Origin of the sequence: Aquabacter cavernae (assembly GCF_003993795.1) — a bacterium.
GTDB lineage: Bacteria > Pseudomonadota > Alphaproteobacteria > Rhizobiales > Xanthobacteraceae > Aquabacter > Aquabacter cavernae.
This window is the reverse complement of record NZ_RWKV01000008.1, coordinates 353739-377267: the sequence shown is the minus strand read 5'-3', so window position 1 is coordinate 377267 and position 23529 is coordinate 353739. Positions and strand designations below refer to the sequence as shown.

Annotated in this window: 22 protein-coding genes, 1 tRNA gene and 1 pseudogene; 15 read left to right on the top strand and 9 right to left on the bottom strand. The window is 68.0% G+C overall.

Annotated elements, in window-relative coordinates:
* Positions 1 to 46 precede the first annotated feature (46 nt).
* Positions 47 to 1258, top strand: coding sequence for a UxaA family hydrolase (locus tag EJJ38_RS06545; protein WP_274704725.1), 1212 nt, complete (start codon positions 47 to 49; stop codon positions 1256 to 1258).
* A gap of 281 nt (positions 1259 to 1539) precedes the next feature.
* On the opposite strand, the gene EJJ38_RS06540 is transcribed toward EJJ38_RS06545, so the two are convergent.
* Complete coding sequence (locus tag EJJ38_RS06540; protein WP_127089298.1) at positions 1540 to 2544, bottom strand: Ldh family oxidoreductase; 1005 nt, start codon at positions 2542 to 2544, stop codon at positions 1540 to 1542.
* Entirely contained in the window at positions 2544 to 3476 is a 933-nt protein-coding gene (locus EJJ38_RS06535; RefSeq protein ID WP_127089297.1) for a hydroxyacid dehydrogenase, read from the bottom strand. The genes EJJ38_RS06540 and EJJ38_RS06535 overlap by 1 nt, the downstream gene beginning before the upstream one ends.
* Positions 3477 to 3649: 173 nt before the next feature.
* Here EJJ38_RS06535 and EJJ38_RS06530 point away from each other — a divergent pair, with 173 nt between their 5' ends.
* Positions 3650 to 4447 carry a GntR family transcriptional regulator gene (locus EJJ38_RS06530; protein WP_245454140.1) on the top strand — a complete coding sequence of 266 codons (798 nt, stop codon included), beginning with the start codon at positions 3650 to 3652 and terminating at the stop codon, positions 4445 to 4447.
* Between the two features lie 39 nt (positions 4448 to 4486).
* Here the strand turns inward: EJJ38_RS06530 and EJJ38_RS06525 are convergent, their stop codons facing one another.
* Positions 4487 to 4849 carry a hypothetical protein gene (locus EJJ38_RS06525; RefSeq protein WP_127089296.1) on the bottom strand — a complete coding sequence of 121 codons (363 nt, stop codon included), beginning with the start codon at positions 4847 to 4849 and terminating at the stop codon, positions 4487 to 4489.
* 266 nt (positions 4850 to 5115) lie between these two features.
* Here EJJ38_RS06525 and EJJ38_RS06520 point away from each other — a divergent pair, with 266 nt between their 5' ends.
* The 3 genes from EJJ38_RS06520 to EJJ38_RS06510 all read left to right on the top strand — a co-directional run bounded on the left by EJJ38_RS06520 (position 5116) and on the right by EJJ38_RS06510 (position 7509).
* Positions 5116 to 5391, top strand: coding sequence for a con-10 family general stress protein (locus EJJ38_RS06520; protein WP_127089295.1), 276 nt, complete (start codon positions 5116 to 5118; stop codon positions 5389 to 5391).
* Positions 5392 to 5554: 163 nt separating this feature from the next.
* Positions 5555 to 5899: a hypothetical protein gene (locus tag EJJ38_RS06515; RefSeq protein WP_127089294.1), complete on the top strand. Its 345-nt coding sequence runs from the start codon at positions 5555 to 5557 to the stop codon at positions 5897 to 5899.
* Positions 5900 to 6015: 116 nt separating this feature from the next.
* Positions 6016 to 7509 carry a carboxypeptidase M32 gene (locus EJJ38_RS06510; protein WP_127089293.1) on the top strand — a complete coding sequence of 498 codons (1494 nt, stop codon included), beginning with the start codon at positions 6016 to 6018 and terminating at the stop codon, positions 7507 to 7509.
* Between the two features lie 65 nt (positions 7510 to 7574).
* Here EJJ38_RS06510 and EJJ38_RS06505 read toward each other — a convergent pair whose 3' ends face one another.
* The 4 genes from EJJ38_RS06505 to EJJ38_RS06490 are packed head-to-tail and all read right to left on the bottom strand — an operon-like array spanning position 7575 to position 10772.
* Positions 7575 to 7913: a hypothetical protein gene (locus EJJ38_RS06505; protein ID WP_127089292.1), complete on the bottom strand. Its 339-nt coding sequence runs from the start codon at positions 7911 to 7913 to the stop codon at positions 7575 to 7577.
* 43 nt (positions 7914 to 7956) lie between these two features.
* The gene (selD, locus tag EJJ38_RS06500; protein ID WP_127089291.1) at positions 7957 to 9084 is read right to left on the bottom strand and encodes a selenide, water dikinase SelD; all 1128 of its coding nucleotides are present in this window, start codon (positions 9082 to 9084) and stop codon (positions 7957 to 7959) included.
* 53 nt (positions 9085 to 9137) lie between these two features.
* A complete protein-coding gene (locus EJJ38_RS06495; RefSeq protein WP_127089290.1) occupies positions 9138 to 10265 on the bottom strand; it encodes a transglutaminase-like domain-containing protein in 1128 nt (375 codons plus the stop codon).
* Between the two features lie 48 nt (positions 10266 to 10313).
* The gene (locus EJJ38_RS06490) at positions 10314 to 10772 is read right to left on the bottom strand and encodes a TlpA family protein disulfide reductase (protein ID WP_164738435.1); all 459 of its coding nucleotides are present in this window, start codon (positions 10770 to 10772) and stop codon (positions 10314 to 10316) included.
* A 554-nt stretch (positions 10773 to 11326) separates the two neighbouring features.
* On the opposite strand from EJJ38_RS06490, the gene fdnG reads away from it, so the two are divergent.
* The 10 genes and pseudogenes from fdnG (at position 11327) to EJJ38_RS06440 (ending at position 22522) form a co-directional block, all read left to right on the top strand.
* Entirely contained in the window at positions 11327 to 14413 is a 3087-nt protein-coding gene (gene fdnG, locus EJJ38_RS06485; protein WP_127089288.1) for a formate dehydrogenase-N subunit alpha, read from the top strand.
* A gap of 14 nt (positions 14414 to 14427) precedes the next feature.
* Entirely contained in the window at positions 14428 to 15369 is a 942-nt protein-coding gene (gene fdxH / locus EJJ38_RS06480) for a formate dehydrogenase subunit beta (RefSeq protein WP_127089287.1), read from the top strand.
* A complete protein-coding gene (locus tag EJJ38_RS06475) occupies positions 15366 to 16055 on the top strand; it encodes a formate dehydrogenase subunit gamma (RefSeq protein ID WP_127089286.1) in 690 nt (229 codons plus the stop codon). Before fdxH ends, EJJ38_RS06475 begins: the two co-directional genes overlap by 4 nt.
* A 146-nt stretch (positions 16056 to 16201) precedes the next feature.
* Positions 16202 to 17119 carry a formate dehydrogenase accessory protein FdhE gene (fdhE, locus tag EJJ38_RS06470; protein WP_127089285.1) on the top strand — a complete coding sequence of 306 codons (918 nt, stop codon included), beginning with the start codon at positions 16202 to 16204 and terminating at the stop codon, positions 17117 to 17119.
* Between the two features lie 7 nt (positions 17120 to 17126).
* Positions 17127 to 18548 (top strand): L-seryl-tRNA(Sec) selenium transferase, encoded by a 1422-nt coding sequence (selA, locus tag EJJ38_RS06465; protein WP_127089284.1) that lies wholly within the window; start codon positions 17127 to 17129, stop codon positions 18546 to 18548.
* Positions 18535 to 19335, top strand: coding sequence for a tetratricopeptide repeat protein (locus tag EJJ38_RS06460; protein ID WP_127089283.1), 801 nt, complete (start codon positions 18535 to 18537; stop codon positions 19333 to 19335). Before selA ends, EJJ38_RS06460 begins: the two co-directional genes overlap by 14 nt.
* Positions 19332 to 21155: pseudogene (gene selB / locus EJJ38_RS06455) on the top strand (selenocysteine-specific translation elongation factor); the annotation flags it as partial. The gene EJJ38_RS06460 and the pseudogene selB, both read left to right, overlap by 4 nt.
* Before the next feature lie 198 nt (positions 21156 to 21353).
* Positions 21354 to 21449: transfer RNA gene (locus tag EJJ38_RS06450), tRNA-Sec, on the top strand.
* A 115-nt stretch (positions 21450 to 21564) separates the two neighbouring features.
* Positions 21565 to 22113, top strand: coding sequence for a hypothetical protein (locus tag EJJ38_RS06445; protein WP_127089282.1), 549 nt, complete (start codon positions 21565 to 21567; stop codon positions 22111 to 22113).
* Positions 22100 to 22522, top strand: a complete 423-nt coding sequence (locus EJJ38_RS06440; RefSeq protein ID WP_245454139.1) for a hypothetical protein — start codon at positions 22100 to 22102, stop codon at positions 22520 to 22522. The genes EJJ38_RS06445 and EJJ38_RS06440 overlap by 14 nt, the downstream gene beginning before the upstream one ends.
* 21 nt (positions 22523 to 22543) lie before the next feature.
* On the opposite strand, the gene EJJ38_RS06435 is transcribed toward EJJ38_RS06440, so the two are convergent.
* Together EJJ38_RS06435 and EJJ38_RS06430 are read right to left on the bottom strand one after the other, a co-directional pair.
* Positions 22544 to 23227 (bottom strand): M15 family metallopeptidase, encoded by a 684-nt coding sequence (locus EJJ38_RS06435; RefSeq protein WP_245454138.1) that lies wholly within the window; start codon positions 23225 to 23227, stop codon positions 22544 to 22546.
* Between the two features lie 17 nt (positions 23228 to 23244).
* Positions 23245 to 23493 carry a hypothetical protein gene (locus tag EJJ38_RS06430; RefSeq protein WP_127089281.1) on the bottom strand — a complete coding sequence of 83 codons (249 nt, stop codon included), beginning with the start codon at positions 23491 to 23493 and terminating at the stop codon, positions 23245 to 23247.
* Positions 23494 to 23529: the final 36 nt, after the last annotated feature.

Below are 23529 nucleotides of genomic sequence, written 5' to 3'. Positions count from 1 at the left end.
TGCCCAGACCGCACAGAACCCGTTCAACGGCGGCGCGCCCGACCAGATGGTGACGACGGCGACCCCCACCGAGCTCGCCTCCATCGACTACAAGAACGCCACCTTCACCGGCTGGCGCCGTGAGAATGGCCGCGTCGGCGTGCGCAACCTCGTCGTCCTGCTGCCGCTCGACGACCTGTCCAACGCCGCCTGCGAGGCCGTGGCCAATAACGTGAAGGGCACGCAGGCCCTCCCCCACGCTTATGGCCGCCTCCAGTTCGGCGCGGACCTGGACCTCCACTTCCGCACCCTGATCGGCATCGGCTCGAACCCGAACGTCGCCGCCGTGGTGGTGATCGGCATTGAGGACCAGTGGACCAACACCGTGGTCGAGGGCATCGCCAAGACCGGCAAGCCGGTTGTGGGCTTCGGCATCGAAGGCCATGGCGACATCGCCACCATCGCCAAGGCCTCCTACCAGGCCAAGCGCTTCGTGCAGTGGGCGACCGAGCTGCCGCGCGAGACCTGCTCCATTTCCGAGCTGTGGGTCTCCACCAAGTGCGGCGAGAGCGACACCACCACGGGCCTCTCCTCCTGCCCCACCGTGGGCAACATGTATGACAAGCTGATCCCGCACGGCATCTACGGCGTGTTCGGCGAGACCTCCGAGATCACCGGCGCCGAGCATCTCTGCAAGGAGCGGGCTGCGTCTCCGGAAGTGGCGGAGAAGTGGTACAAGATCTGGAAGTCCTACCAGGACGACGTGATCGAGGCCCACAAGACCAACGACCTCTCCGACAGCCAGCCCACCAAGGGCAATATTGTCGGCGGTCTCACCACCATCGAGGAAAAGGCCCTCGGCAATCTCGAAAAGATCGGCCGCGAGTGCAAGTTCATCGACGCCCTGGATGCGGCTGAAGCCCCTGCGAAGGGTCCCGGCCTCTATTACATGGACACCTCCTCGGCGGCTGCCGAGTGCGTGACCCTGATGGCGGCGGCGGGCTACGTGATCCACACCTTCCCCACCGGGCAGGGCAACGTGATCGGCAACCCCATCGTTCCGGTCATCAAGATCACGGGCAATCCCCGCACGATCCGCACCATGGGCGAGCATATCGACGTGGACGTTTCCGGCGTGCTGCGCCGCGACATGACCATCCCGCAGGCCGGCGACGCGCTGATCGACATGATCATCCGCACCGCCAACGGCCGGCTCACGGCGGCTGAATCCCTCGGCCACCGCGAGTTCGTGATGACCAAGCTCTATCGCAGCGCCTGAATTGAGCCCATCGGCCCGGTCCATGATCGGGCCGATGGAAAGAGGCATCGGTCGGCGCCCTGCCCTGGCGCGCCGCTCCTGAGCAGCACGCGGGTTATGGTAGCACCCCGCGAACGATGTTGTGACCAACTGCGGCGTCCCTCGGGACGCCGCTTTTTTAAGGGAAACGCAGTTTAATTTGCCGGCAATATAAAAATTTTCTCACGGCTATTGACCCGTAAAAAAACACCTGCCCGCCGGGCGCGCAGGTGATTCGATATGCGAAATGCGATGGCAGCGCGTCAGACGCCCGCCCGGCGGCGAAGGTCCGCGGCGAGATCGTCGGGAATGCTGATCCCCTCCCCGGCCGCCTTGGTGCGCGCCGCGATGCGCCGGTCGCCGGGAAGGCGGGTGCCCTCCTGGGAAAGGATCGCACCCAGCAGGGTTTCGAGACGGGCCGGGAACTGGTCGCCCCCAAGCCGGACCGGGTCCATCACCAGGAACAGATGGCCGATGGCCGGAGACGGTCCGTCCGCCGTGAAGAAGGACGAAGCCTCGAAGCCGAACTGCCCGCCCGTGAGGGCGGCGGCGAGGATTTCCACCATCAGCACCAGGGCCGCACCCTTGGCGTCACCCACCGGCAGCATGGTGCCCGCCAGCGCCGCCTTGGCATCGGTGGTCGGCTTGCCGTCCACATCCAGCGCCCAGTCGTCGGGAATGGGCTGGCCGCGCTGGGCCGCCACCATGATCTTGCCGCGCGCCACCTTGCTCAGCGAGGCGTCGATAACCAGCGGCGGCCTGCCTGCGCGGGGCACGGCGAAGGCCACGGGATTGGTGCCGAACACGCCCTGCGACCCGCCCCAGGGGGCGATGGCGGACGGAGAATTGGTGAAGGCGATGCCCGCAAGGCCCCGCTCCGCCAGCCATTCCACATGATGGCCCATGGCGCCCGCATGGTGGGAGGCATAAACACCGACACCCACGATGCCGGTCTCGCGCACCCGCTCGGCAGCGGCGGCAAGGCCCGCCGCCACGGCCGGGAAGGCGAAGCCGCAGCCGGCATTCACCCGCAGGGTGGCAGTGGCGGTCCAGTCCAGCGCGGGCACCGCGTTGCCCTGCACCTTGCCGGTCGCCACCTGGTCCGCATAAGCGGGCAGGCGCGAAAGGCCGTGGCTGGCAATGCCATCCGCATCCGCCGCCACCAGGGCAGCGGCGGTGATGGCGGCATTCTCAGGCGAGGTGCCCGCCGCCATCAGCGCGGCGCGCGCGAGATCCCGCGCGTCATCCAAAGTGAGGGTCACGGGCATCAGGCACGCTCCTTCAGCACGCGGGCGACCGCCTCGGCGGTGACGCCGGAAACGCGCACGTTGGATTCCACCGTCACGCCCGCAATGTGGGGGGTGAGGACGAGGTTGGGCACGTCCATCAGCGGCCCGCCGCCGGGCAGCGGCTCGCGGTCGAACACGTCCAGCATGGCGCCGCCGATGCGGCCCGCCTTCAGGGCCTCGGCGAGCGCCGCCTCGTCCACCACGCCACCGCGCGCGGCATTCACCAGCACCGCGTCGGACTTCATGCCCGCCAGCGCGCCGGCATCGATCAGATTGCGCGTGGCGTCGGTCAGCGGCACATGCAGGCTCACCGCGTCGGACTGCGCGAGCAGCGCGTCGAGCGAAACCGGGCGCGCCTCATGGGCGGCGAAGGCCGGGTGGTCGTCGGGGAGGAAGGGATCGTACGCGACGATCTCCATGCCCAGCGCGCGGGCGCGGCGGGCGGTCTCGCGGGCGATGGAGCCGAAGCCCACGAGGCCCAAAGTCGCGCCCATGGCCTCGCGGCCCATGAGGCGGGTGCGCGGCCAGGCGCCGGCGGCCACCTCGGCGGTGGCGAAATAGGCGCCGCGCAGCATCATCATGACGCCGCACACCACATATTCGGCCACGGACACGTCATTGGCACCGGTGGCGGGGCACACCTCAATGCCGCGCGCGCGGCAGGCATCAACGTCGATATTGTCGAGGCCGACGCCGAGGCGGCCGACCACCTGGAGCTGCGTGCCCGCTTCCAGCACCGCGCCGCGCACCTGGGTGCGGTTGCGCACGATGAGGCCGCGCACGCCGGGCAGCAGGGCCGCCAGGGCTTCCGGCTTGTCCACGAGGGTGGGATCATAGACAAGGTCATAGTCCGCCCGCAGCACATCGAGGGCGGCTTCGTCCATGAACTCGGTTACGACAATATCAGGCATCCTACTCCCCGGATCCTGCGGCCGTGCCGCCGGGGCTGTTCCGCCCACGGGCGCCTCACGCCGCTTCTTTGCTCTGCTATCATATATAAGATATAAGACCAGTCCAGAGCGGCCCTCCCCGGCCGCCGGGTGGTGGCGGGAGCCGTCATTTCACGTTAAAGCGGAGTGGTAAGGTGCGAAGGGGAAGCGTTGGCGTGGGCAAGGCGGGCATCAGCGGGGGCGACCAGTCCCGGACCATGGCCGGCACCGCGCCGGACGGCGACGGGCTCGGCATGAAGCCGCTCTATCGCCAGGTGCGCGACACGCTCATCCGCCGCATGGTGGACGGCGTCTGGGCGCCCGGCGAACCCTTGCCCAGCGAGATGCAGCTCGCCGCCGAGCTGGGGGTGAGCCAGGGCACCGTGCGCAAGGCGCTGGACGAGATGGCGGCCGAGAATCTGGTGGTGCGCCGCCAGGGGCGCGGCACCTTCGTGGCGCGGCACGACGAGGACCGCATCCTCTTCCAATTCTTCAAACTGGTGCCCAATGACGGGGTGCGGCGCTTTCCCGACAGCCGTGTCCTGTCCATCGGCAAGGCCAAGGCGAGCGCGGCGGAATGCGCGGCGCTGGATCTGGTGCGGGGCAGCCGGGTGGTGCGCATCCGCCGCGTGCGCCTTCTGGACGGGGCGCCTTTGCTGGTGGAGACCCTCTCCCTGCCGGAGGCCCTGTTCCCGGGCCTCACCGACATGGAAATTCCCAACAATCTCTACGGCCTCTATTCCGCGCGCTACGGCATCACCGTGGCCCGGGCGCGGGAGAAGCTGAAGGCCGTCGCCGCGCCCGCCGATGATGCGGCCGCCCTCGGCGTTGCGCCCGGCACGCCCGCTCTGCTCATCGACCGGCTCGGCTTCTCGCTGGACCAGGTGCCGGTGGAGTGGCGCGTCAGCCTATGCCTGACGCACCAGGCCCATTACCTCTCGGACCTCACCTGAGCGCCCCCACTCGCCCGGCAAGGCCCGTACCCCAAGAGTTCATTTCGGGGTCAGCGTCTCGATGCTCACCTTGGTGTCGCCCTTGAAGGCCCACACGCCGGAATAGCTGCCGTCCGCCTGCGCCACATAGAGCGCCACGGCGGTGGAGCCGCCGCCCGCATAGGTCACGGCGATGATGTCGTCGTCGCCGATACCATAGCCTTCGAACTTGTCCGAACCGATGACGGAGACGAGCCGCCACGTATTCTCGCCGGTCTTGGTGAGGGTGGCGTTGCCGGAATATTCCGACTTGTCGCCGCCATTGGTGCCCTTCACCCCATATTTGCCAGGCCCCTTGGCCATGGCCGGCGTGACGGCGAGAGCGGCGACGACGATCGCCGCGCCGAGAACACCCGTTTTCATGTCAGCCCCCTTGCGCATCCCCAAAGCGGGAACGGCGCCACGCTAGAGCGCGACGTCACGGGAGGAAACGGCTTTCTGCGCCCATAGCGCCTCCAAGACAGTCCGGCGAAAGCCCCAGCCCCGGAACGCTCCACGGAGCGAATGCACGCGGACCGTGGAACCGTGAGCCCTAGCTTGCGTTTGCCCAAGGTCAGGCCAACCGGGCCGGACATCCCGCCACAGGCGCCGTCTGGCCCTCCCGGACGGCCCGCAACCAAAGGTCAAGGATGGACGAAAAGCCGAAATCGCGACGCGGGTTCGCCTCGATGGATCCGGAAAAGCGGCGTCGCATCTCGAGCATGGGCGGCAAGAGCGTGCCGGCCGAAAAGCGCAGCTTCTCGCAGAGCACGGATCTGGCCGCACGGGCCGGAGCCACCGGCGGGCGCAATACGCCGCCTGAAAAGCGCAGCTTCTCCCTGGACAGGGACCTTGCCAGCAAGGCGGGCAAGGAAGGCGGGCGCCAGGGCGGGCGAAAGCCGGACGACAAGCCCGAGGACAAATGACGGGGGCGCCCGCCCCGTTGAAAACCACGCCTCCCGTGCCATACTGAATACCACGCACAGGATGGGATGCGGCTGCCCCGCCGCGCCAACGGCTCCGCATCCCCTCGTGTCCAACACATCCCGCGGGATTTCACCTGCGGGAGCGCACGAACGGGAGATGAACATGGTTGCATCTGCGGCCCACAAGCCCGAGCTCATTGCCTTCATCGACAGCCTCACCGGCCTGATCGCGGAAGACCGCTATGCGGAAGCGGCGGCGGGCATCACCGCTTTCAACAAAACCCATCATGGGCTGGCTTATTTCATCGAGGAGGCCCTGCCCTCCCGCGTCTCCGACCATCTCCTGAAGAAGACCGGCGCCCACACCGCCTTCACCACCTTCACCCTGCGCCGCCCCAATTGGGCGACGGAGCTGAACAAGGCCACGCACGACCCCGAGGCGTTCGCCGCCTTCATCGGCACCATCGAAGCCGAGATGCGCGCCATCGCCGGGCGCAAGGCGGCCTGACGCGCGCACCCGCGCGGGCGGCACGCTGCTTTTCTGTTTTCTCCGGTGGAGCAGCACTTTAAGGAGAAGGTCCGGAACATGGCCGGACCGCTCCGGCCGCCGACGGGGGAAACGCCATGACCGCCTATCGCGCGCTATCCGACCATTTCGCCCGCGCCGCCGCGCTGTCCAATGCCATCGGCATCCTGCAATGGGACAGCGACACCATGATGCCCAAGGGCGCCGTGGGCACGCGCGCGGACAGCCTCGCTTTGCTGCGGGTGAGCCATCACACCCAGATCACCGATCCGCGCATCGCCGACTGGCTGGATGCGGCCGAGGGCGAGAGCGACCTCGGGGCGTGGGAGCAGGCCAATCTGCGCGAAATCCGCCGCATCTACACGGTGGACACCGCCCTGCCCGCCGATCTGGTGGAAGCCTCCAGCAAGGCCGTCTCCGCCTGCGAGATGAAGTGGCGCCAGGCGAAGGCGGATTCCGATTTTCCCGCTCTGCTCCCCTTCCTCCAGGAGGTGTTGCGGCTCCAGCAGGAGATCGGCGCGGCCAAGGGGGAAAAACTCGGGCTTGCCCCCTATGACGCGCTGCTGAACGATTACGAGCCCGGTGCCCGCTCCGCGCGCATCGACGCGCTGTTCACGGACCTTGCCGCCTTCCTGCCGGGCTTTACCGACGAGGTGATTGCCCTCCAGGCGCGCCGTCCCGCGACCGAGGCGCTCGAAGGCCCGTTCGCCGTGGATGCCCAGCGGGCGCTGGGCCTCTCCATGATGAAGGTGCTGGGCTTCGATTTCGAGCGCGGGCGGCTCGATGTTTCCGCCCACCCGTTCTGCGGCGGCGCGGACAATGACGTGCGCATCACCACCCATTATGACGAGGCTGACTTCGCCCGCGCCTTCATGGGCGTGATGCATGAGACCGGCCACGCTCTCTACGAGCAGGGGCGCCCGCAGCCCTTCATCCACCAGCCGGTGGGCGCCGCGCGCTCCATGAGCGTGCATGAGAGCCAGTCCCTGCTCATGGAAATGCAGGCCTGCCGAAGCCGCGAATTCCTCACCTTCGCCGCGCCGCGCATGCAGGAGATCTTCGGCGGTTCAGGCCCGGCCTGGGAGCCGGAAGCCATGTTCCGCGCCTATACGCAGGTGAAGCGCGGCTTCATCCGCATCCATGCGGACGAAGTCACCTATCCCGCCCACATCATCCTGCGCTACCGGCTGGAAAAGGCGATGATCGGCGACGAGTTAGCGCTCGCCGACCTGCCGGACGCCTGGAACCAGGGCATGCGGGACCTTCTGGGCATCACCCCGCCCGATGACCGGCTGGGCTGCCTGCAAGACATCCACTGGCCGAGCGGCGGCTGGGGTTATTTCCCCACCTACACGCTGGGCGCCATGACTGCCGCACAGTTGTTCGACGCCGCCCGCCGGGCGGACGCGGACGTGGTGCCGGGTCTCGCGCGCGGCGACTTCTCGCCTTTGGTGCGCTGGCTGCGCGCCAACATCCACAGCCAGGGCTCGCTCTATGAGACGGACGACCTGCTGACCCGCGCCACCGGCCGCCCGCTGGACGCCTCGGTCTTCATCGCCCATCTGCGCCGCCGCTATGCGGGCGAGGGCTGAGACCAAAGGCGCTTGGTGACGCCCATGCGGCTCCGGTCAAAGACGGGGCCGACGGTTTCTCGGCCTCAGCAATCGCGCCGCACCGGCCCCACCACGGACGGGTCCTTGCCCTGAACGGTGGCAGGGTGCTCCGTAGGGGAGCCTGGGGTTGGCGCGCCCGGCGTGGTGCCGATATTTGAGCCGCCCGTGCCGCCGGTCCAGCCGGTGGAACCCGCGCCGCCCGGCGCGGTGCCGGAATGCTCGCCCTGCGCCATGGGCGTCGGAGCCGGTGCGGGCGTCGCCTCGCAGCCGCTGGATGTGGGCGCGGCGGGTTGGGCGTAAACCGGCGCGCCCAGAGAGATGCACACGGCCGCCAAAAGCGCGGACCGACGCAGATGTGAGGATTTCGGGAGCCAGGGTGTCACGGGCGCATCCTTCTTCTGATGCACCCGAAACGCTGAGTTGAGGTCAGCCGTTCCCTACGTCCCGGCCGCTGCGTACGTGCTCGCCCGCCATGTCCCGCACCTTGATCACGGGCTCGCCCGCCACGACCCGGCCGATGCGGGTGGCGGACGGATAGCCCGCGGCGCGGATCTCGGCCACAAGACGGTCCGCCGCCTCCGGCGCGCAGGCCACCAGCAGGCCGCCCGAAGTCTGGGGATCGGTGAGCAGGTGGCGGTGCCAGTCCGGCGCCCCCTCGGGCAGGCGGACGGCGGCCCCATAGCTCGCCCAGTTGCGCAGCGAGGCGCCGGTCACGAAGCCCTCGCGCACCAGCGCCTGCGCCTGCGAGAGCCAGGGCAAAGACGAGAAACCCACTTCCAGCGCCACGCCCGCACCGCGCGCCATTTCCAGGCCGTGGCCCAGCAGGCCGAAGCCGGTCACGTCGGTGATCGCATGCACGTCCGCGTCCTTCGCCAGCACAGCGCCCACCTTGTTGAGCAAGGTGGTGGAGGCGATCATCTCCTCATAGGCGCCCGGCGGTAGCGCCTCCTTCTTGAAGGCGGCGGAATAGACGCCGACGCCAAGGCCCTTGGTGAGGATCAGCGCATCCCCTGCCCGCGCCCCGCTGTTGCGGCGGATGTCGGCCTTCTTCGCCGTGCCGATGACTGCGAGGCCGTAAATGGGCTCCGGGCTATCGATGGAATGGCCGCCCGCCACCGGAATGCCCGCCGCCGCGCACACCGCCGCCCCGCCCTGGAGGATGGCGCGCACGATGGACGTGTCCACCTTGCCCAGCGGCATGCCCAGGATGGCGAGCGCCATGATGGGCGTGCCGCCCATGGCATAGACATCCGAAATGGCGTTGGTGGCGGCGATGCGCCCGAAATGGTCGGGATCATCCACCACCGGCATGAAGAAGTCGGTGGTGGCGATGATGCAGGTCTCGCCGTCCAGGTCCCACACCGCCGCGTCGTCGCCGGTCTCCGTGCCCACCAGCAGCCGCTCGAAGGGCTGGGCGAAGGGGCCGCCCGCCAGCAAGTCCTGGAGCACGTTGGGCGCCAGCTTGCAGCCGCAGCCGCCGCCATGGGCGAGGCTGGTCAGGCGGAAGGGCGCGGGCTCCTGGGGGCGTTCGCGGACATTCTCTCGGGCGGTCATGGCATCTCTCGAAAACAAGTCGCCGCCGCATCGGAACGCGGCGGCGGGGCACGTCAGACAGCGATCTCGGAAGACCGGATGGTATATTTGAATCCGTCGGGATCGAGGCAGTCCAGAAGGCCCGCCGCGGTCACCGCCTGGGGATACATGAGGAAGCCCAGCGGCGCGCCATTATAGCCCGGCAGCACCACGTCATGAGCGGTGTTGAAGGCGAACCAGTTGCCCTCCCAGCCACCGAACAGCCCGGCGCGGGCGGCCACCACCTTCGGATCGTCCAAGGCCAGCTTGCCCGGCGGCTCCTCCAGAACCACCTTGCGCACATCCGCCGGATCCATGGGCACCCAGCCGAACTTGGAGAGGTAGACCTCCGCCCGGCAATGCTGGGCCTTCGTGACGATGTCGGAATTGGCGCCGAGGCTCTTATAGCCGAACTGCGAGGGCATGACCCGCAGGCCATAGACATCGCGCGCCGGAATGCCCTGCGCCCGCACGAGGCCCACGAACAAAGCGTTGAGGTCCGCGCATTTGCCGCCGAGATCGCCGCTCTTCAGCATGGCCGCGATATCGCCGATGCCGCAGCCGCGCGTGGCCGGGTTGCGATAGGAATTCTCCACCACCCACTGGAAGATGGCCCGGACCTTGTCCAGTTCCTCGCTCTTGCCGGCAACGATCTTGTCCGAAGTCTCCTTCACGATGCCGCCCGTGGGGATGAGCGTGGTGGAGGCGGTGTTCTTCGTGCGCAGCTCGGTGGTGATGGGAGCGGGCATGCCGGGGCGGTTGAGGTCCACCTTCCAGTCGCGGGTGGTGGCCTTGCTGGTCAGGTCCACGCGGGGCGCCTTCTCCCCATCGGCCCAGACCAGATGCAGCATCTCCGCGCCGGAACGGGTATCGCGCACCAGCTTCGCGGAGGCGGCATTGGTGGTCCAGCTATTGTCGCCCGGCTTGAACCAGTCGGGATTGCTGAACGAGGCCACCGGCAGCCATGCCTGAACCTTGCCCTCGGGCTTCAGGATTTCCACCGTGGTGACGATCTGGAAGGAGCGCCAGCGACCCACGTTGGGCGCGAACGGCGTCGTCGTCGCCGCGGCCGGAGCCGCTGCCTGGGCGAAGGCGGCGGCGGGCAGAAGGCTCCCGGCCCCCGCCAGCAGGCCCGCCTTCAGGAAATCGCGTCGTGTGGTCATGTGGCTTCCTCCAATATCTTGTTTGCGCGTCAATTTCAGACGTCGTCGTTACCGTCCGGGGACAAGCCCCAGCAGATCCTTGTCCGCGTGGTCCCACGCCACCTCGCCCACTGCCATGAGGCGGGGCTGGCCGTCGGCGAAGACCAGGCTTGCGGGCAGCACGTCCACACCGAAGGCGCGGGCTGCCACGCGGTCAGCGTCGAGACCAACCTCACCGGCCACGGGCGCGGTCTCGAAGAAGCGCGTCACCCGGCTCGCGGGCTCGCCCACATCCACCATGATCACCTGGACACCCTGCCCGGAGAGGCGCCGCGCCATGGCGGCGAGCGCGGGAAGCTCCGCGCGGCACGGCTCGCACCAGGTGGCGAAGAAATGCACCACGCTCACCCCCTCCCCCGGAACGCGCACAGCGGTGGGGCCGGGACCGAGGGGAAGGCGGGGAAGAGACAGGGCCGCAAGCGGCGGCCCCTCATAGACCTTGAGCACCTCGGCACCGGACGCGGCCACGGGCGTGGCGCAGAACACCGCAGCCGCGAGCCCGACCGCAACGGCGCAGGACCGGCGAGCCCCATGGAATGGGCGTTCGGACAGGATGGAATAGGCAGCAGAACGCGCCCCACGCCTGCGGGCATGCAGGGCGAGCGATCTATGTGCGGCCGCCAGGGAGCGCCGCAGGAATAGACCCCGAAACTCGGGAGTGTCTGTTTGATCCACGTAGCGAAGGCTGCAACAGGCCCATCAACCAGTCAATCCTTCCTAAGAAGAGACCGCCAGCATGAAGTTGCAATGCAACACTGCGCTGGAATACATCTCGCATACGCAGCATTTCCGGCCGTATTTCTTCCCCCACCGGACTGATAGCAAAGCGAAAACCAGATCCGGAAGCAAAATCAAACCCTCGCGAAAGCAAAAATCGCCTGCGTGCGCAATGGGATGGTTTGACATAGTTCCAATTCAAAAATAGAATTTGTGTAAGTCGGATTCCCGACGAAGGGGGCAGCTCGATCCCCTTTTTAAAAAACGTCCCCCGGAGGGGGCAGCCCAGTCGGAGGTCATCTTCGATGAACATGGAGCTTTCGCGGCGCCAGTTCTTACGAACGGCGGGTGCGGGCATCGCGGGCACATCTCTCGGCGCGCTTGGTTTCGGCGGCGTTGAAGAGGCTGTGGCCAGCGCGATCCGGCCCTTCAAACTCGTCAACACGACCGAGGTGCGCAACACCTGCACCTATTGTTCGGTCGCGTGCGGCATTCTCATCTTCTCCAAGGGCGACCTGAAGAAGGGCGAAAAGGCCACCATCACCCATATCGAGGGTGACGTGGACCACCCCACCAACCGGGGAACGCTCTGCCCGAAGGGCGCGGCCCTGCTGGACATCGTCCACTCCAAGCAGCGCCTCAACTATCCCATGATGCGCAAGGCAGGCTCGGACACGTTCGAGCGCGTGAGCTGGGATGCGGCGCTCGACAAGATCGCGCGGGTCCTCAAGGACGATCGCGACAAGAATCTCGTCACCAAGAACAATGACGGCGTGACCGTGAACCGGTGGACCACCACGGGTTTCCTGGCCGCGTCCGCAACAACCAATGAAACGGCGTGGTGTACCTACAAGGTCGTCCGCAGCGCCGGAATGGTGGTGTTCGACAATCAGGCGCGCGTTTGACACGGCCCCACGGTGTCCAGTTTGGGCCCGACTTTTGGCCGTGGCGCGATGACCAACTCGTGGACGGATATCAAGAATACCGACCTCGTTGTCATCATGGGCGGCAATGCCGCTGAAGCGCACCCGTGTGGTTTCAAGTGGGTTACGGAGGCGAAAGCCACCCGTGGCGCGAAGCTTGTCGTCGTCGATCCGCGCTTCACGCGGTCTGCGGCGGTGGCCGACTATTACGCGCCCATCCGCCAGGGAAGCGACATCGCCTTCCTGCTGGGCGTGATCAATTACTGCATGCTGAACGACAAGGTGCAGTGGGAGTATGTGAAGGCGTTCACCAACGCCGCCTATCTGGTGAAGGACGGCTTTACCTATCAGGAAGGCCTCTTCACCGGATATGACGAGCAGAAGCGGGACTACAACCGCTCGACCTGGGACTACCAGATCGGGGCGGATGGCTATGCAATGGTGGACGACACCTTGCAGAACCCGCGTTGCGTCTGGAATCTCCTCAAAGAGCATGTGGCCCTCTACACGCCGGACATGGTCTCGCGCATCACCGGCACGCCCAAGGACAAGTTCCTGAAGGTGTGCGAGATGATCGCGGAGACGTCGTCGCCCACCAAGACGATGACCTCCATGTACGCGCTCGGCTGGACCCAGCATTCCAAGGGATCCCAGAACATCCGCTGCATGGCGATGCTCCAGCTCATCCTGGGCAATATCGGCGTGCGCGGTGGCGGCATGAACGCGCTGCGCGGTCACTCCAACATCCAGGGGCTGACCGATATCGGGCTCATGTCGAACCTGATCCCCGGCTATATGAGCTTGCCGACGGAGAGGGAGCCCGACTTCGCCACCTACATGTCCACGCGCGGCTTCAAGCCGTTGCGGCCCAACCAGATGAGCTACTGGCAGAACTACAAGAAGTTCTTCGTCAGTTTCCAGAAAGCCATGTGGGGCGCGGCGGCGACGCCGGAAAACAACTTCGCCTACGACTATCTGCCCAAGCTCGACGTGCCGGCTTACGACATCCTGCGCGCCTTCGAGCTGATGAACCAGGGCAAGATGAACGCCTATGTCTGCCAGGGCTTCAACCCGCTGCAGGCCTTCCCCAACAAGGCGAAGCTGGCCTCCGCCCTGTCCAAGCTGAAGCTCCTGGTGATCATGGATCCCCTGGAGACGGAAACCGCCCGCTTCTGGGAAAACCACGGCATCTACAATGACGTGGACCCCACGAAGATCCAGACCGAAGTGATCCAGCTCCCCACCACCTGCTTCGCGGAAGACGAAGGCGGGCTGGTGAATTCGGGCCGCTGGATGCAGTGGCACTGGCCGGCGGGCTCGCCTCCGGGCGAGGCGAAGACCGACGTTTGGATCATGTCCCAGATCCATCTGCGGCTGAAGGATTTGTATCGCAAGGAAGGCGGCGCCAACCCCGATCCGATCCTCAACCTCACCTGGAACTACAAGGACACGCACGAGCCCACCGCGGCGGAACTCGCCAAGGAAATGAACGGCTACGTGCTGACCGACGTGGCCGATCCCAACGATCCCACGAAGAAGCTGCTGGAAGCCGGCAAGCAGGTGGCGACCTTTGGCGTCCTGCGGGACGACGGAAGCACCGCCTGCGGCAACTGGATCTATTCCGGGTCCTATACCGAGGCCGGCAACATGATGGCGCGGCGGGACAATTCCGATCCCGACGACACGGGCGCGTTCCTGAAATGGTCGTTCGCGTGGCCGGCCAACCGGCGCATCATCTACAACCGCGCCTCGGCGGACATCAACGGCAAGCCGTGGGACGAGACCCGCAAGCTCCTGTGGTGGGACGGTGCGAAATGGACGGGCTATGACGTCCCGGACATCGCGCCCACCGCCAAGCCGCAGGATGTGGGTCCCTTCATCATGAACCCGGAAGGCGTCTCGCGCCTGTTCGCCCGGGGCATGATGCGGGACGGCCCGTTCCCGGTGCATTACGAGCCGTTCGAAAGCCCGGTCGCCAACGTGATCGCCCCCAAGATCCGGGGCAATCCCGTGGCCCGCGTGTTCAAGGACGACTTCACCCAGTTCGCGGAAGTCGCGTCCAAGGAATTCCCCTATGCGGCGACCTCCTATCGCCTCACGGAGCACTTCCACTACTGGACGAAGAACAACCAGGTGAACGCGGTGCTGCAGCCGGAATTCTTCGTGGAGATTTCCGAGCAGCTGGCCAAGGAGAAGGGCATTTCCAATGCCGGCTGGGCCAAGGTCTCCTCGAAGCGCGGCAGCGTGCTCGCCAAGGTCTATGTGACCAAGCGCATCCGGCCGCTCACGGTGGACGGGAAGACGGTGCACATCGTCGGCATCCCCATCCATTGGGGCTTCGTCGGCGCGGCCCGGAAGGGCTTCACCGCCAACGTGCTCACGCCGTTTGTCGGCGACGCCAACATCGAGACGCCTGAGTTCAAGGCGTTCTGCGTCAATATCGAGCCCACGACCGGGCCGGTGGCTTGAGGAGGTAGAGCAACATGTTTCCTCCAGCCCCAAACCCTCCGATCACTCCTGTCCCCGAGCGCTTCGGGGACAAGGACCTGATCCGCAGGTCGGCGTCCACCATCACGCCGGCCTCCCCGCGCCAGACCGAAGTGGCCAAGCTCATCGACGTGTCGAAGTGCATCGGCTGCAAGGCCTGCCAGGCGGCGTGCCTCGAATGGAACAACCTCCACGAGGAGGTGGGCACCTTCAACGGCAGCTACACCAACCCGCCGGACCTGACGGCGAACAGCCTCACGCTCATGCGCTTCACCGAATGGGTGAACCCGCAGACCGACAATCTGGAATGGCTGATCCGCAAGGACGGCTGCATGCATTGCGAGGATCCGGGCTGCCTCAAAGCCTGCCCGGCCCCCGGCGCCATCGTGCAATATTCCAACGGCATCGTGGACTTCATCCACGACGCCTGCATCGGCTGCGGCTATTGCGTGAAGGGCTGCCCCTTCAACATCCCGCGCATCTCGAAGGTCGATAACAAGGCCTATAAGTGCACCCTGTGTTCCGACCGCGTGGCCGTGGGCCAGTGGCCCGCCTGCGCCAAGGCGTGCCCCACCCAGGCCATCGCCTTCGGCACGAAGGACGAGATGAAGAAGTGGGCGGACGGCCGCATCACGGACCTGAAGTCCCGCGGCTACCAGAATGCCGGCCTCTATGACCCGCCGGGCGTGGGCGGCACGCATGTCATGTACGTGCTCCAGCATGCCGACCAACCGGAAATCTATGCCGGACTGCCCAAGAACCCCACCATCAGCCCCATCGTGGAGCTGTGGAAGGGCGCCACGAAGTATTTCGGCTTCGCCGTGATCGGCTTCGCGGCGGTGGCGGGCGTGTTCCACCATATGGTGGCGGGACCCAACAAGGTCTCGGCCGAGGATGAGGAAAACGCCGAGAAGCTGGCCGGAGGGGAGCGCTCATGAGCATGCCCGACGACATCCAGCCCGGCGACGCCGTCCACAAGGGCCATCCGGTCATTGTGAACCGCTATACGCTGGCCGCCCGGATCAACCATTGGGTGACGGCCATCAGCCTGATCCTGCTGGCCATTTCCGGCATGGCCCTGTTCAGCCCCAAGCTGTTCTTCCTGACCGCCCTGTTCGGGGGCGGCCAGGCCACCCGCGCCATCCATCCCTGGATCGGCGTAGTGCTGTTCTTCTCCTTCATGGGCCTGTTCCTGCGCTTCTGGAAGGCGAACCTCTGGAAGAGCGAGGACGGCACCTGGCTGCGGCGCATCCGCGACGTGATCGCCGGGCATGAGGAGCGGCTGCCGGAGCTGGGCAAGTACAATGCCGGCCAGAAGTTCGTCTTCTGGGGCATGTCGGCGCTGATCGTGATTCTGATTTCCAGCGGCATCGTGGTGTGGGACCAGTATTTCTATCCCTTCACCACCATCCCGCAGAAGCGGGTGGCGATCCTCGTGCATGCGCTGGCCGCCATCGGCATCATCTGCGTGTGGATCGTCCACGTCTATGCCGCCATCTGGGTGCGCGGCACCATGTCCGCCATGACCAAGGGACAGGTCACCGGCGGCTGGGCGTGGCGCCACCATCGCAAATGGCTCCGCGAACTGGTGGTCCGCCGCAGTCGCGGCACGCCCGCGGAATGATCCTGCCGGGGCGGCCCGCCCGCCCCGGCCCCTTTCCCCAAAGCCGAGCCTGCCTGCGCTGTCGGGCGGTTGTGCTAGAATGAGCCGACCGGGTCCATGGACGCGACCCGCGGCGCCGCGTGACCCGTGGGGTTCGTGAGGATGTGATGTCGAACTTCTCCAGCCTTCAGCCCGATCCCTCCCTGATCGGCGGCATCGCGCAGCCGCCTTACGCCCGGCTTCCGGACCCCGCCGCCATCTTCGCGACCCGCGCGCGGCGCCTCACCGCGCTCGCCGAGGGCAGCGATCTCAAGCCCTATCTGCTGTTCCTCGCGGGCCTCGCCCGCGCGCAGGACGCCGTCCTTGCGGACCTTCCCCCGGTGGAAGCCCCCGACGAAGAGACGCTGGCCCGCGCCGCCGAGTTCGCCATGCCGCCGCTCGACAGGGGCCGCTTCACCCTGGACGACGCCTTCGACGCGACGCTGGAGCGGCTGGCGACGGCGGCGCAGGCCATCGCCAAGCCGGAACCGGCCGCCGCCGCCCTGGAACGGGTGCGCAGCGCGGGCCCCGCCGCGCGCGACGCCATGGTGCGCAACGTGCTGGCGGACAGCCTGCCCATGGAGAGCCTGGCTGAGCATCTCTATGTCACCGCTGCCCTCCAGGTGCATTTCGTGCGCCTCGCCGCCGGGCTGGAGGCCAAGCGCCTTGTGCGCATCGCGGAAGGCGCCTGCCCCTGCTGCGGCGGGCCGCCCATGTCCAGCCTCGTGGTGGACTGGCCCTCCGCCCCCGGCGCGCGCTACTGCGCCTGCGCCCTGTGCGGCACCCTGTGGAACCATGTGCGCGTGCGCTGCGTGGCCTGCGGCTCCACCAAGGGCATCGGCCTCCAGGAGATCGAGGGCACCAGCGGCACCGTGAAGGCCGAGACCTGCGACGAGTGCGGCAGCTATGTGAAAGTGCTTTACGAGGCGAAGGACGCGAACGTGGACCCGTTCGCCGACGACGTCGCGTCCCTCGGGCTCGATTTGCTGATGCGCAGCGGCCCCTATCGCCGCGCCGCCTTCAATCCCTTCCTGCTGGGCTTCTGAGGCGCCCATGACCGCGCCCGCCCCTTCCTTCACTGAGCGACTGCGCGCCCTGCCTGCCGTGGACGCCGTGCTCACCTCTCCCGCCGCCACCCCGCTGCTGGAGCGGCACGGGCGCGCAGCCACCACGGCGGCGATGCGAGCTGCACTGGAGACGGCGCGGGCCGCCATCCGCGCCGGCGCAGACGCCCCGGCGACGCCCGCCGACCTTGCCGCCGCAGCCGCAAAGCTCCTGGAGACGCAGGCGCGCCCCTCGCTCCAGCCGGTCTTCAACCTCACGGGCACGGTGCTGCACACCAATCTCGGCCGCGCCATCCTGGCGGAAGAAGCGATCGAGGCCGCTGTGGCCGCCATGCGGCAGGCGGTGACGCTGGAATACGACCCCGCCGCCGGGCGGCGCGGCGAGCGCGACGACCATGTGCGCGCGCTCCTGTGCGACCTCACGGGGGCCGAGGACGCCACGGTGGTGAACAACAATGCCGCCGCCGTGCTGCTGGTGCTGAACACGCTGGCGGCGGGCCGGGAATCCATCGTCTCGCGCGGCGAGCTGATCGAGATCGGCGGCGCCTTCCGCATGCCGGACATCATGGCCCGGGCGGGCACGCTTCTGGTGGAAGTGGGCACCACGAACCGCACCCACCCCAAGGATTATGCGGGCGCCATCGGCCCGCAGACCGGCCTCGTGGTGAAGGTCCACACCTCCAATTACCGGATCGAGGGCTTCACCAAGGAGGTGCCCGCGCGGGAGCTGGCGGACCTCGCCCATGCCCAAGGCGTGCCGCTGTTCCATGACCTGGGTTCCGGCACCTTGTGCGACCTCGCCCGCTACGGCCTCGGGCACGAGCCCACCGTGCGCGAATGCGTGGCCGATGGCGCGGACCTCGTCACCTTCTCCGGCGACAAGCTGCTGGGCGGCCCGCAGACCGGCTTCATCGTCGGCCGGAAGGACCTTATCGCCGCCATCAACAAGAACCCCATGAAGCGCGCCCTGCGGGTGGACAAGATCCGGCTCGCGGCCCTCGAAGCCACCCTCAAGCTCTATGCGGATCCCGACCGGCTCGCGCAGCGCCTGCCCACTTTGCGCCTGCTGGCCCGCACCGCGCCGGATCTGGAAGCGGCGGCCCTGCGCCTCGCGCCTGTGGTGGCGGCGCTGCTCGGCCCGCACGTCACGGTCTCCACCTGTGCGTGCCGCAGCCAGATCGGCTCCGGCGCCCTGCCCACCGAAACCCTGGACAGTCACGCCTTGAGCCTGCGCCCCGAGGGCGGGGGCGGCGCGCTGGATGCGCTGGCGGCGCGGCTGCGCGCACTGCCCGTTCCGGTCATCGGCCGCATGGAGGATGGGGCGCTGCTGCTGGACCTCAGGTGCCTGGAGGACGAGGCCGCCTTCCTCGCCGCGCTCCGGGCGGCGGAGCCTCCCCATGGGCTGGCTTGACCGGCTGCGCCGCCCGGCGGCGCCCGCCCCCGAGGCCGAGATGGAACAGGCCCTCGCCGCCGCCCGCGCGGGCGACTATGCCGCCGCCCTCGACATCTGGGAACGGCTCGGCCGCGCCGGCCATGCGCGCGCCCAGAACAATATCGGCGCCTGCTTCGCGGAAGGCATGGGCGGCCTCGCGCGCGATCCCGCGCTGGCGGAACGCTGGCTCTCCCTCTCCGCCGCAGGCGGTGACTCCGTGGGACGCCGCAATCTCGCGGCCCTCTATTTCAAGGGCGAGGGCGTCACGCAGGATTATGCCCGCGCCGCCGACCTCTACCGCGCCGCCGCCGAGCAGGGCGACGCCCCCGCGCAGGACATGCTGAGCTGGATGCTGCTGGAAGGCGAAGTGGTGCCCCTGGACATCACGGGCGCCCGCCTCTGGGCCGAAGCCGCCGCCGACCAGGGCGTCGCCTCCTCCATGACGCGGCTCGGCATGCTCCACCACAATGCGCTGGGCGTCGCGCGCGACGCTGCGGAAGCCGCCCGCTGGTGGCGCAAGGGCGCCGAGCGGGGCGACGCGGACGGGCAGGCCATGCTGGGCGCGGCCCACCATCTGGGCGCGGGCGTGCCGCGTGACCCGCAGGTCGCCTATGAATGGCTGCTGCGCGGCCATGAGGGCGGCAGCGGCCTTGCCGCGCCCTTTCTTGAGGCCGTAAAGGCCGCGCTATCCCCCGCCGCCCTCGCAGACGCGGAGGAGCGGGCGCGCCGTCCGTTGGCGCCTCCCGTGCCGGAGGCGGCTCCGTGATCATCGGCACGGCAGGCCATATCGACCACGGCAAGACCTCGCTGGTGCGTGCGTTGACGGGCGTGGATACGGACCGCCTGAAAGAGGAGAAGGCGCGGGGCATCTCCATCGATCTCGGCTTCGCCTATCTCCCCGTGGAGGGCGGCGAGACGCTGGGCTTCATCGACGTTCCCGGCCACGAAAAGTTCGTCCACACCATGCTGGCGGGCGCAGGCGGCATCGACTTCGCGCTGCTCGTGGTGGCCGCCGATGACGGGGTGATGCCCCAGACTCGCGAGCATCTCGCCATCCTCGACCTGCTGGGCCTCACCCGTGGCGTCATCGCCCTCACCAAGGCGGACTTGGCCGACGAAGCGCGCCTGTCTCAGGTGCGCGCGCAGATCGCCGCCACCCTGGTCGGAACCGGCCTGGAGGGGGCGGATATCCTCCCCGTCTCCAGCACCAGCGGGCTGGGCGTGGAGGCGCTGCGCACGCGCCTGTTCACTGAGGCCAAGGCGCCGCGTCATCGACCCGAGACCGGGCGCTTCCGCCTCGCCGTGGATCGCTCCTTCACCTTGTCCGGGGCGGGAACGGTGGTCACGGGCACCGTGCTCTCAGGCGTCGTGCATGCGGGAGACCGGGTGCGCGTCAGCCCCACGGGCCTCGAGGCGCGGGTGCGTTCCATCCGCGCGCAGGATCGCCCGTCCGAGATGGGAAAGGCTGGGGACCGCTGCGGCCTGAACCTTGCCGGGCCGGACATCACCAAGGACGCCCTGGCGCGCGGCGACGTGGTTGTGGATCCCACCCTTCACGCGCCCACGGATCGCATGGACGCCACGCTGCGAGTTCTGCCCGGCGAGAAGAAGCCCATCGCCCAATGGCTGCCCGTGCGCCTGCACACGGCCGCCTGCGAGGTGGGCGCGCGGCTGGTGCTTCTGGGCGATCCCATCACGCCGGGCGGGAGCGGGCTCGTGCAACTGGTGCTGGAGGCGCCCATCGCCGCCGCGTCCGGCGACCGCTTCGTGGTGCGCGACACCTCCGCCCAGCGCACCATCGGCGGCGGTCGCCTGCTGGATTTGCGGGCGCCCAGCCGCAAGCGCCGCACGCCGGAGCGCCTTGCCCAGCTCGCCGCCCATGAGAAGACCGACCCGGCCCAGGCGGTGGCGGCGCTGCTGGCGACCGCCCCCTTCGTGCTGGACCTCGCCACCTTCTGCCGCGACCGCGCCTTGCCGGAAAGCGCCGCCGCCGACATTTCTGACGCGCTGGACCTCGTCACGCTCCCCGTCGCCGGCACCGTCCACGCCATGGCACGCCCGCTCTGGGGGGCGTTCCACGCCGCCTTGCTGGAACGGCTGGACACCTTCCATGCGGATAATCCCGATTTGCCGGGCATGGGCAGCGAGCGCATGCGCCTCCAGCTCCAGCCGCGCCTGCCCGCCCCGGTCTTCGCCGCCGCGCTGGATAATCTGGCGCAGGAAGGGGTTATCTCCCGCGAAGGGGCCTGGATCCGCCGAGCGGGCTTTGAGGTGCGCCTGACCCCGCGGGACGAGGCGTTGTGGGCACGGGCCTGCCTCCTCGTCAGCGGGCCGGAACGCTTCCGTCCGCCCCGGGTGCGCGACATAGCGGGGGTGCTGGACGAGCCGGAGGCCGACATCCGGCGCATGATGAAGCTGCTTGGCCGCATGGGCCGCGTGGACGAGGTGGCCCATGACCATTTCTTCCTGCGCGCCACCGTGGCCGAGATGGTGTCCATCCTCGTGCGCTTGGACGCCGAGCATGCGGGCGCCTTCACCGCTGCCCAGTTCCGCGACCAGGTGGACAATGGCCGCAAGGTGGCCATCCAGATCCTGGAGTTTTTCGACCGCCACGGCGTCACCCTGCGCCGGGGCGACCTGCGGCGCACCAATCCGCACCGGCTGGACCTGTTCCGCCCGACAGCGGAAGATGCGCCGGCGCAGGAATTGACGGCACAACCGTCGATAGCGCAGAAGACAACTGAGCAGGAAGCAGCGGTGTCTGCTCCGGGCGAAGCGGGCAATGGAAGAGAAGCGTCCCTGGTGGGGCGTCCGGACTTCAAATCCGGGAGGGGCCGCGAGCCGGTCCTTGGTGGGTTCGACTCCCACTCTCTTCCGCCACCTTCCACGCCGACCCCGGACACAGGCCGTGCCGGACCTGCACGTCGGAAAGGCGGGTCGTCATGACGCCTCTCCCCTCGGCCCGCGGTCTCAGGATCCCCGCAGGAGTGTGCCCATGACCTCCCCTCCCCCGGCGGATCGTCTTGCCGCCTTTGTCACGACCCTGGAGCAGGCAGCCGAGACGGCGGCCGCGGCCGAACATGCCTTCAAGGCGGAAGCGCTGGCGCGCGGACAGGCGCTCGCCGCCGCCCGCGCCGAAGCATTCCGGCGCTTGAACTTCCTCAAGGGTCTGGCCGGCAGCCTCAGCGCCGCGCCGGACGGGCCGGAAGCGGTGCGGGCCGCCCAGGCCTATCTGCGCAGCCGCCTGGACTGGGAGGAGATGACGCCCGCCCGCACGGAGGTGCTGGACCGCCTCGGCCCGGTGGCTCTTGCCGTCCATGGGGCGATTTCCGGCGCTGCGCAGAACGAGGCGCCCGACACCCCCGCGCAAGCATCCCCGGTGCAAGACGTGGCTGCCGAGGCAGGTGCTACGCAAGATCCCTCACTGGGAGATCCCTCTCTGGCCCTGGAGGCGTTCGAGGCGTGGTATTCCGCGACGCGCGAGACACCGTTCTGGTATCTCTTCGAGCACTACATGCCGGAGACACCCCTTGTCGATTTCTAGCCGCCCCCCGCACATGCGTGGCCCCGGCCGGGCCGCCGCGCTCACGGAATTCGATGCCTGGCTCAAGCAGACCTATGGCGAAGAAGGCGCCTTCACGGCGCTCGTCATGCTGGTGAAGATCGGCGACCTGAAAGTGGAGCCGCTGGCCTCCACATTCGTGAGCTTCATCGGCGATGAGACCCGCTGGGCGGAGATCGTCAGCCTGTTCGCGGGATCGGGCAAGGCGTGGGACGGGGCGGCTTTCTTCCCCGTGCTGGACGCCGGGGGGCCGCTGCTGAATGCCGAGGCGCGCGCGCGCCTCAGGACCCTGGAAAGCCGGGTGAAGGAAGACCGGCTCACGCTGAATTCCGGTGCCTTCTTCGACGCCTGGGGCCGCCGCATGCAGGTGGAGGAAGTCACCCGCAACTGACGGGATGACCGCGCAGCCCGTTTATCGGATGGGGAAATCGAAATAGGTGTCCGGATGGGGCTCGCCCGCCAGGGTGAAGTGCCACCATTCCTTGTCGAACCCCTTGAAGCCGCCGGACGCCATGAGATCCTGCAACAGAACGCGGTTGGCGCGCTGGGCGGGGGTGATGTCCGGCGCCGCCGTCCATGAGCGCGGGCCGAACAGGTCGAACGGCGTTCCCATGTCCAACTCCCGGCCCGTGGCCCGCTCGAACAGGGTCAGGTCCAGGGTGGAGCCCCGCGAATGGCCGGAGCGCTCCGCGATATAGCCCTCGCGAAACAGATCCTGCTTGGCGATATCCGGATAATAGGCGGCCTTATGGGCCTGATCGGCTGCATCGGCTGCCCAGCGGGCGAAATGGGCCACCGCGCGGGCGGGCCGATAACAATCGAAGATGAGCAGGCCGAGGCCCTGCGCCTCCGCCTTCTGGGCAATAACCTTCAGCGCCTCGGCGGCGGGCTGGGTGAGATAGCAGCGCGGCGCCTCATAACCGTCGATGCGGGTGCCGACGAAATTCGCGTCCGAATAATAGCGGATGTCGAATCGGGCATCGGGGATCGCCTCGGCCACGTTCACGAAGCCGGGCGGCAGCGCCTCGGCGGCCGGAGCGGGACCGGAGAGACCGGCGGCCAAGGCCGCCCCCATCACCACCACGCTCGGCTTCATCCCGCCCCCCTCGCCCCTCAGGCGCGCTGTCTAAGGGGATCGTTACCGGGCCAGAGGGGATCGTCAATCGGCCCCGGCTCCGGAAACGGCTCCCGGCGCGGCGTGCGGGACGGGTCGTCCTCCGGCAAGGGCGGCAGGTCCGGCCCCTCGTCCGGGGGGAACGGATCCTCCACCGGGTCGGGCGGGAGGATGGGAGGATCCGGGGAGCGGCTGGGATCGGGGAACGGCCCGGCCTGGAGCCGGGTATCGAGGGTCGCCTGCGTCATGTCTCCTCCATAAGTGCGCCTCGTGCGTGGCGGGTG